Annotated in this window: 5 protein-coding genes; 4 read left to right on the forward strand and 1 reads right to left on the reverse strand. The window is 63.9% G+C overall.

Features of this window, described 5'->3' with window-relative positions; genetic code table 11:
• The 4 genes from EOA60_RS20615 to EOA60_RS20630 all read left to right on the forward strand — a co-directional run.
• A partial coding sequence (locus EOA60_RS20615; RefSeq protein WP_164899428.1) for an alanyl-tRNA editing protein occupies window positions 1–673 on the forward strand: 673 nt, incomplete at its 5' end.
• A 46-nt stretch (window positions 674–719) separates the two neighbouring features.
• Window positions 720–1,571: a 3-mercaptopyruvate sulfurtransferase gene (sseA, locus tag EOA60_RS20620; RefSeq protein ID WP_095825443.1), complete on the forward strand. Its 852-nt coding sequence runs from the start codon at window positions 720–722 to the stop codon at window positions 1,569–1,571.
• 5 nt (window positions 1,572–1,576) lie between these two features.
• Window positions 1,577–2,140 (forward strand): GNAT family N-acetyltransferase, encoded by a 564-nt coding sequence (locus tag EOA60_RS20625; RefSeq protein WP_095825466.1) that lies wholly within the window; start codon window positions 1,577–1,579, stop codon window positions 2,138–2,140.
• A 366-nt stretch (window positions 2,141–2,506) separates the two neighbouring features.
• Window positions 2,507–2,974 carry a DUF1203 domain-containing protein gene (locus EOA60_RS20630; protein WP_127335081.1) on the forward strand — a complete coding sequence of 156 codons (468 nt, stop codon included), beginning with the start codon at window positions 2,507–2,509 and terminating at the stop codon, window positions 2,972–2,974.
• Between the two features lie 509 nt (window positions 2,975–3,483).
• On the opposite strand, the gene ald is transcribed toward EOA60_RS20630, so the two are convergent.
• The coding region (ald, locus tag EOA60_RS20635; protein WP_128293585.1) for an alanine dehydrogenase at window positions 3,484–4,380 on the reverse strand (897 nt) is incomplete at its 5' end.

Here is a 4,380-nt window from a genome sequence, read left to right on the forward strand (position 1 = left end):
GATCAATGACCGCGGCGGCATCCTTCTCGACCGCACGATCTTCTATGCCACGTCGGGCGGACAGCCAGGCGATACGGGCATGTTGGAGCGCGCCGACGGCAGCCGCATCGCGATCGCCGCCGCCATCACCGGCGAAACCAAGGACGAGATCATCCATGTGCCGGCCCCTGAACAGGCCCTGCCGGCGGTCGGTGAAAAGCTGAAGCTCGCCATCGACTGGCGGCGGCGGCATCTTCTGATGCGTATGCACTCCGCGTGTCATCTGCTCACCGTCGTCTGCCCGTTTCCGATCACCGGGGCAGCAGTCGCCGAGGACGACAGCCGCGTCGATTTCGACATTCCCGATGCCGGCTTCAGCAAGGAGGACGTGACAGCGAGGTTGATGGAGCTTGTGCGGGCCAACCATCCCGTCTTCACGCGGCTGATCACCGACGAGGAACTTTCGGCCAATCCCGGGCTTGTCAAATCGAAGAACGTGCGGCCGCCCGTCGGCACCGGCAGGATTCGCCTGGTCTGCATCGGCGAGAATGCCTCAATCGACAGTCAGCCTTGCGGCGGCACCCATGTGAAGAGCACCGGCGAAATCGGCGAGATCCATATCGGCAAGATCGAAAAGAAGGGCCGCGAGAACCGGCGCTTCCGCATCCGCTTCGGGCCGATGCCGGCGAATTGACGAGCAACACCTACCAAAGTCGCCAGGAGCGGGCAGGAGAGGAAAAATGGCCGAAGACAGCCCATTCATCGTCGACGCGGATTGGCTCGAGAAGCGGTTGGGAACGCCAGGACTGACCATCATTGACGCGTCCTGGTACCTGCCGGCGCAGAAACGCGACGCCCGCGCCGAGTATGACGACGCCCATATCCCCGGTGCTCGCTTCCTCGATCAGGACGCCGTTTCGGACCCGGATTCCAAGCTGCCGCACACATTGGCGTCGCCCCACTATTTCGCGCAATATGTCGGCTCGATGGGTGTTTCGGCCGACGACACGATCGTCATCTATGACGGTCCAGGCTATTTCTCGGCGCCGCGCGCCTGGTGGATGTTCCGCGTCATGGGCGTCTTCCAGGTCTATATCCTGAATGGCGGCTTCGACCGCTGGAAGGCGGAAGGGCGGCCGGTAACGGCGGAGCAGACCCGGATCGCACCTTGCGTCTTTTATGCCGATTTCGATGCAAGCCGGATTGTCAGCCTCGACGAAATGCGCCGGATCGTTGGAAGCGGAGAAAGCCAGATCGCCGATGCGCGCTCACCCGGGCGTTTCGCCGGCACCGATCCCGAACCGCGTCCCGGCGTCCGTTCCGGCCATATGCCGGGCGCTCGCAATGTTCCGGTTGCCGCGCTTGCCGAGAATGGCGAACTGCTACCCAAGGACCGCTTGCGCATGGTCATTGAGGAGGCCGGCATCGATCTTACAAAGCCGGTCGTCACCTCGTGCGGATCTGGCATCACCGCGGCGGCGATCACGTTGGCGCTGGAGACGCTTGGCCATACCGACAACAGGCTGTACGACGGCTCATGGACCGAATGGGGTGGGCTGAGCGACACTCCCGTGGTGACGGGCAAGGAATGACGGCGATGGAAAACGCTGGACCGAAGGATATCGATGTCACGGTCACATTCCTCGAAATGCACGCACCGCCGGCTTCATCTCCCCCGCTGCCCTACAACCGGCAGATCGCCTTGCTGAGGACCAAGGACATTCCGCTGCATTTCTACCGCTACCTGATGGATCGCGTCGGGCGCAAATGGCACTGGGTCAACGTGCTTAGACTGAGCGACGAGGAACTGGCCGCCGGCCTGCATCGTGAGGACCGCGACATCAGCGTGCTCTACCTCGACGGCTCTCCCGCCGGCTTCTTCGACCTCAAGCCGCATCTGCCCGAGGAAGTGGAACTCGCCTATTTCGGTATGATGGAACATGCTCACGGCCAGGGTATCGGCCGCTGGTTCCTGGGAGCGGCCATCTCGGCTGCATGGTCGTATGGGCCGAAGCGCATCACCGTGCAGACCTGCACGCTCGACCACCCGGCGGCGCTGCCGCTTTACCAGAAGCTTGGCTTTACGCCGGTTGCGCAGAAGAAAGAGGTCGTGCATCCGCTGACCTTCGCCGAGCGCTCCGCAAGCGTCATGCGGCCGTAGCTAAGGGGAAGCGCGGCGCAGTCGGCTGCCTCGATGCCGCTTACGCAACCGGCGGCGGCTGGCCCTCGGCAGCCACGTGTCGATGCAAGCCCAGCGGGGCGCCTTGGTCGTCCGGATCGTCGCTGCGGGCCGTATCATGCTCGGATCATCGCCCGACCTCAGCCGGCCGCGCGCCGCACCCTTCTTCTGCGATCATCATGGCGCGGAGCGCGGTCCATGGCGAGTCCGATAAGTCTAGTATCGTGATTTCGGGTTCGTAATTCGATACTGCGCTTCGAGCGACGCACGAAGCGCTTGGCAGGAATCGGGTGGGAGACGCTGTCGGCTCGTCATAGTTTCCGGCCAAGGACACCGGAGAATTTTGCCATGAGCATCCAGTTCAAAGCCCTGCCGACCGAAGCCGTGCGCGCCTTACAGCGGGGAGGGCCCGACGCTTACGGCCACACGCCAGAGCGAAGGATTTCGGACGGCGATGGCGTGCCGTGCCGGCATTGCATGAAGAACGTCGCAACCGGCGATAGCTATCTCATCCTCGCCTACCGGCCGTTCCCGCAGCTTCAGCCTTACGCGGAGACCGGACCGATCTTCCTGCATGCGGACGAATGCCAACGCGCCGCGGAGGCGGATGCACTGCCTGAGATGCTCCAAAGCAGCGACTACATAGTGCGCGGTTATGGCAAGGACGACCGCATCGTCTACGGCAGCGGCGCCGTCGTTCCGACCGGCGATATCGCGGCCCGCGCCGAGACTTTGTTCGAGCGCGACGACATAGCCTACATTCACGTCCGTTCGGCACGGAACAATTGCTACCAGTGCCGCATCGAACGAGCTTGATCGCCGGCAAAAAAATGCCCGCCGGTGGTCTGGCGGGCCGTTGGAAGTCTGTGACAGAAGCCTTCGGCCCGAGCCGCCGGCGGGGCCGGTTTTCACCGGAACCGAGGGCGACCGTAGCCATCAGGTAGCGAAATCTCTCTAGGCAGGTTTCTCGGGTCCCGAATGTGAAGCATTTCACACAAGAGGCACCGGATTCGCTCGCATGGCTGAGCGGCGGCCCGCATGCCCCCGCAAACTGTCGTACTCCCGTCGCATAACCGCGCTAGAAGGGCGGTCGTTGATCGATGGCCGACCGCGGATGGACCGGCGGCACATCGCAACATCGAGGAAGCGGGGCGCTGGCTCCGCTTTTTTGTTGCCCGGACTCTTCCCGCAAAGGACCGGTTGGAAACACGATAAAAAACGCCCGCCGGAAGAACCGGCGGGCGACAGAAGGAAGCTTTTATCGAGGGCAATTCCAGGAAAGGTCTGTAGCAGCGGTACCGTCCGGAATTACGTGACAAATAGTTTCAAGCGGCCAGCACCGCCTTCGGTTCGACCATCTCGTAACCCAGCGCTTCGGCGACGGCACGATTGGTGATCTTGCCCTTGTGGACATTGAGGCCGTTGCGCAGGTGATGGTCGTCGACCAGCGCCTTCAGGCCCTTGTCGGCGAGCTGCAGGCCGTGATGCAGGGTGGCGTTGTTCAGCGCGTGTGCCGAGGTAACCGGAACCGCGCCCGGCATGTTGGCGACGCAGTAGTGGATCACGCCGTCGACCTCATAGGTCGGGTCGGCATGGGTCGTGGCGTGCGAGGTCTCGAAGCAGCCGCCCTGGTCGATGGCGACGTCGACGAGCACCGAGCCCTTCTTCATGCCGGAGAGCATTTCTCGGGTGACCAGCTTGGGTGCGGCAGCGCCCGGGATCAGCACGGCGCCGACGACGATGTCAGCCGAGAAGCACTCGTCTTCGAGCGCCTCGACGGTCGAGTAGCGGGTATGGACACGGCCGCCAAAAATGTCGTCGAGCTGGCGCAGGCGCGGGATCGAGCGGTCGATGATGGTGACGTCGGCGCCGAGGCCGGCAGCCATCTTCGCAGCATGCAGGCCGACGACGCCGCCGCCGAGCACGGTGACCTTGCCGGGCAGCACGCCGGGAACGCCGCCGAGCAGCACGCCGCGGCCGCCATTGGCTTTCTGCAGCGCGGTCGCGCCGGCCTGGATCGACAGGCGGCCGGCGACTTCCGACATCGGTGCGAGCAGGGGAAGACCGCCACGGTCGTCGGTGACCGTCTCATAGGCGATCGCCGTGACGCCCGAAGCGAGCAGGCCCTTGGTCTGCTCCGGATCCGGGGCGAGGTGGAGGTAGGTGTAGAGGATCTGGCCGTCGCGCAGCTGCACCCATTCGTTGGGCTGCGGCTCCTTGAC

Origin of the sequence: Mesorhizobium sp. M1A.F.Ca.IN.020.06.1.1 (genome assembly GCF_004023265.1) — a bacterium.
GTDB lineage: Bacteria > Pseudomonadota > Alphaproteobacteria > Rhizobiales > Rhizobiaceae > Mesorhizobium.

Coding starts and splice junctions, on each gene's coding strand:
- sseA (WP_095825443.1), top strand. CDS start 720: ATGGCCGAAGACAGCCCATTCATCGTCGACGCGGATTGGCTCGAGAAG.
- EOA60_RS20625 (WP_095825466.1), top strand. CDS start 1,577: ATGGAAAACGCTGGACCGAAGGATATCGATGTCACGGTCACATTCCTC.
- EOA60_RS20630 (WP_127335081.1), top strand. CDS start 2,507: ATGAGCATCCAGTTCAAAGCCCTGCCGACCGAAGCCGTGCGCGCCTTA.